The sequence below is a fragment of the Zobellella iuensis genome (assembly GCF_016746085.1).
GTDB classification, from domain to species: Bacteria; Pseudomonadota; Gammaproteobacteria; order Enterobacterales; family Aeromonadaceae; genus Oceanimonas; species Oceanimonas iuensis.
The window spans coordinates 1-711 of the sequence record NZ_JAERTZ010000017.1 but is presented as its reverse complement, the minus strand read 5'-3'; the positions used below and the strand labels follow the sequence as shown (position 1 = coordinate 711).

Annotated in this window: 1 rRNA gene; it reads right to left on the bottom strand. The window is 52.6% G+C overall.

Annotated features, from left to right (window positions below):
- Positions 1 to 711 (bottom strand): 23S ribosomal RNA (locus JKV55_RS06830); the annotation flags it as partial.

The window sequence follows — 711 nt, the reverse complement described above, 5'->3', positions numbered from 1 at the left end:
CTCGACCAGTGAGCTATTACGCTTTCTTTAAATGATGGCTGCTTCTAAGCCAACATCCTGGCTGTCTGAGCCTTCCCACCTCGTTTCCCACTTAACCAGAACTTGGGGACCTTAGCCGGCGGTCTGGGTTGTTTCCCTCTTCACGACGGACGTTAGCACCCGCCGTGTGTCTCCCGGATAGTACTTACTGGTATTCGGAGTTTGCATGGGGTTGGTAAGTCGGGATGACCCCCTAGCCCAAACAGTGCTCTACCCCCAGTAGTATTCGTCCGAGGCGCTACCTAAATAGCTTTCGGGGAGAACCAGCTATCTCCCGGTTTGATTGGCCTTTCACCCCCAGCCACAGGTCATCCCCTAACTTTGCAACGTTAGTGGGTTCGGTCCTCCAGTTGATGTTACTCAACCTTCAACCTGCCCATGGCTAGATCACCGGGTTTCGGGTCTACTCCTAGCAACTTAGCGCCCAGTTAAGACTCGGTTTCCCTACGGCTCCCCTATACGGTTAACCTTGCTACTAAAAGTAAGTCGCTGACCCATTATACAAAAGGTACGCAGTCACCGAACAAGTCGGCTTCCACTGCTTGTACGTGCACGGTTTCAGGTTCTATTTCACTCCCCTCACAGGGGTTCTTTTCGCCTTTCCCTCACGGTACTGGTTCACTATCGGTCAGTCAGGAGTATTTAGCCTTGGAGGATGGTCCCCCCATGTTC